General features: G+C 67.9%; 3 protein-coding genes. All 3 read left to right on the plus strand.

Features of this window, described 5'->3' with window-relative positions:
• On the plus strand, window positions 1-416 hold a 416-nt coding region (gene hpt, locus AB0H87_RS39565; protein WP_360158261.1), incomplete at its 5' end, for a hypoxanthine phosphoribosyltransferase.
• A gap of 249 nt (window positions 417-665) precedes the next feature.
• Window positions 666-2,705, plus strand: coding sequence for an ATP-dependent zinc metalloprotease FtsH (ftsH, locus tag AB0H87_RS39570; RefSeq protein ID WP_360158264.1), 2,040 nt, complete (start codon window positions 666-668; stop codon window positions 2,703-2,705).
• 5 nt (window positions 2,706-2,710) lie between these two features.
• Window positions 2,711-3,367, plus strand: coding sequence for a GTP cyclohydrolase I FolE (gene folE / locus AB0H87_RS39575; RefSeq protein WP_360158267.1), 657 nt, complete (start codon window positions 2,711-2,713; stop codon window positions 3,365-3,367).
• Window positions 3,368-3,559: the final 192 nt, after the last annotated feature.

Raw genomic sequence — 3,559 nt, forward strand, 5'->3', positions numbered from 1 at the left:
TGTTCGTCGCTGACTTCGCCCGGGCGCTGGGCCGCCACGGTCCGCCCGTCGAGCTGGAGTTCATGGCGGTCTCCTCCTACGGGCAGGGCACCACCTCGTCCGGGGTGGTCCGCATCCTCAAGGACCTCGACCGCGACATCGCCGGCCGCCACGTGATCGTGGTCGAGGACATCGTCGACTCGGGGCTGACCCTCTCCTGGCTCCTCAAATACCTCGAGTCGCGGGCCGCGGCGAGCGTCGAAGTGGTCGCGCTGTTCCGCAAGCCGGACGCGATCAAGGTCCACGTGCCGGTGAAGTACGTCGGCTTCGACATTCCGAGCGAGTTCGTGGTCGGCTACGGCCTCGACTTCAGCGAGCGCTATCGCGAACTGCCCTACGTCGGCGTCCTCAAGCCCGAGGTATACGCCCGAGTCTGAGGATCTCCTCAACTTCGTACAGCGGACTTACAGCATCCCCGGCTACCGTATGTGCTAGCGCGGGGCTCAGTCGTTTGCGTCTCGCGCTCGGGGTGTACCTTCGAATGACCGTGGCGCACCCGGCGGCGCGGGTCGTGGCAGGCCTTTTCATCGGGCTGGTCGCGGCGGGCCGACACCCCGGAAACACGAGTCCGGCACGGTCATAACGTCGATCAGGAGGATGCGGGCGGTTCGCCGCTCGACAACAGTATGGAACGTACGCGTTTCTTCCGCCGACCGGTGGTCTGGATCATCCTTGTGATCGCCGGCGCAATCGCGCTCAGCTCGCTGTTCACCGGCGGGCCGAGCTATCACCGGGTGGACACCAGCGTCGCCCTCCAGCAGCTGAACAGCGGTCCTGCCAACAGCATCCAAGAGGTCACGTTCCAAGACAAGGAGCAGACGCTCCAGATCAACCTCGCGCAGGCGCAGAAGTTCGGCGACACCACGACCAACCGGATCGAGGCGCAGTTCCCGGCCGAGGTCGGCGACCAGATCTGGAACGACGTCCAGAACGCGAAGACCGCCGACCGGATCAGTGGTGACATCGACACCCAGGTCTCCGGCGACAACGTGCTGCTGAGCCTCCTGGTCAACCTGCTGCCGATCGTGCTGCTCGTGGTGCTGCTGTTGTTCTTCATGTCGCAGATGCAGGGCGGCGGCTCGCGAGTCCTCAACTTCGGCAAGTCCAAGGCGAAGATGATCACCAAGGACACGCCGAAGACGACGTTCGCCGACGTCGCCGGCGCGGACGAGGCGGTCGAAGAGCTCCGCGAGATCAAGGACTTCCTGCAGAACCCGGCGAAGTACCAGGCGCTCGGCGCCAAGATCCCGAAGGGCGTGCTGCTCTTCGGCCAGCCGGGCACGGGCAAGACCCTGCTCGCCCGCGCGGTCGCCGGCGAGGCCGGTGTGCCGTTCTACTCGATCTCCGGCTCCGACTTCGTCGAGATGTTCGTCGGTGTCGGCGCGAGCCGGGTCCGCGACCTGTTCGAGCAGGCCAAGGCCAACGCACCGGCGATCGTGTTCGTCGACGAGATCGACGCCGTCGGCCGCCACCGCGGCGCCGGCATGGGCGGCGGTCACGACGAGCGCGAGCAGACGCTCAACCAGCTGCTCGTCGAGATGGACGGCTTCGACACCAAGGGCGGGGTCATCCTGATCGCGGCCACCAACCGGCCGGACATCCTCGACCCGGCGCTGCTGCGCCCGGGCCGGTTCGACCGGCAGATCGCCGTCGACACCCCCGACATGGACGGCCGCAAGTCGATCCTGCGGGTGCACGCCAAGGGCAAGCCGTTCGCGCCCGACGTCGACCTCGACGCGGTCGCCCGGCGTACCCCGGGCTTCAGCGGTGCCGACCTGGCCAACGTGATCAACGAGTCCGCGCTGCTGACCGCCCGGCACGACAAGCGGGCGATCACCAACGACTACCTCGAGGAGTCCATCGACCGCGTGGTGGCCGGCCCTCAGCGCCGCACCCGGGTGATGAGCGACCACGAGAAGAAGATCACCGCCTACCACGAGGGCGGCCACGCGCTGGTCGCCTGGGCGCTGCCGCACTCGGCGCCGGTGCACAAGGTGACGATCCTGCCCCGTTCGCGCTCGCTGGGTCACACGCTGGTGCTCCCGACCGAGGACAAGTACACCCAGACCCGTGCGGAGATGATCGATACGCTTGCGTACGCCCTCGGCGGCCGCGCGGCGGAGGAACTGGTCTTCCACGAGCCGACCACCGGGGCGGGCGACGACATCAAGAAGGCCACCTCGCTGGCCCGGGCGATGGTCACCCAGTACGGCATGTCCTCCAAGCTCGGGGCCGTCAAGTACGGCACCAGCGGCGACGAGCCGTTCCTGGGCCGCACGATGGGTCACGAGCGGGACTACTCCGACGTGGTCGCGGCCGAGATCGACGGCGAGGTCCGCTCGCTGATCGAGCTGGCGCACGACGAGGCCTGGGAGATCCTGGTCGAATACCGCGACGTGCTCGACAACCTGGTCCTGGAGCTGATCGAGAAGGAAACCATCTCGACCACCGACATGGCCCGGATCGCGGCGCGCGTCGTCAAGCGGCCGCCGATGGCCCCCTACAACGGCTTCGGCAAGCGCCGCCCGTCGACCGAGCCTCCGGTCCTCACCCCGGCCGAGCGCGACGCGCTCAAGGTCCAGGCTGAGGCCGACGGCGCCGAGGCCCGCGTGGGCGGCGGCAACACCGGCGGCTCGAACAACAGCAACTCGGACGGCTCACACTGAGCAACATCGACTACGAGGCGGACGGCGAGGTTGAGGAACTCGACTACCTCGCCGCCCGGCTCGTGGATGGCAAGCTGGCCGGCCGCCCGGTAGAGGACGCGGTCGACCTGGGCCGCATCGAGAAGGCGGTCCGCGAGATCCTGATCGCCATCGGCGAGGACCCGGACCGCGACGGCCTGGTCAAGACCCCGCTGCGGGTGGCCCGGGCCTATGCGGAACTCTTCGCGGGCCTGCGGGTCGACCCGGCCCAGGTCCTCCGGACGACCTTCGACGCCGAGCACGAAGAGCTGGTGCTGGTCCGCGACATCGAGGTCATGAGCGTCTGCGAACACCACCTGCTCCCGTTCAAGGGCGTGGCACACATCGGCTACATCCCGGGCGTCAACGGCCGCATAACGGGCCTGTCGAAGCTCGCCCGCCTGGTCGAGATCTTCGCCCGGCGCCCGCAGGTCCAGGAGCGCCTGACCACCCAGATCGCCGACCTGCTGATGGAAAAGCTCGAGCCCCGCGGCGTGATCGCGGTCCTGGAGTGCGAACACCTCTGCATGGCTATGCGCGGCATCCAGAAGGACGGCTCGAAGACGGTCACGTCCGCGGTCCGCGGCATCTTCCAGAGCGACGCGAAGAGCCGGTCGGAAGCGATGGCGCTGATCATCGGCTGAGCGTTTCCTGCTCGGGTCCGCGGTGGGTGCGGACCGTTGCTCCCGCCAGACACCGCTCGCTTCGCGTCGCTGCCGCGTCCGCCGGGGTTTCTCCGCCACGCTTTGCTCTGCTTCCATCCACGCATCACCCGCGGTGATGCGTATCTGGAAGCAGAGAAAACGCGGCTGTGTGGGTCAACAGGGTTGGTGCAG

The organism is Asanoa sp. NPDC050611, assembly GCF_040654855.1.
In the GTDB taxonomy this organism is placed as follows: domain Bacteria; phylum Actinomycetota; class Actinomycetes; order Mycobacteriales; family Micromonosporaceae; genus Asanoa.

Excerpts from the sequence above, each read along its gene's own strand:
- ftsH (WP_360158264.1), top strand. The coding sequence starts at position 666 with ATGGAACGTACGCGTTTCTTCCGCCGACCGGTGGTCTGGATCATCCTT.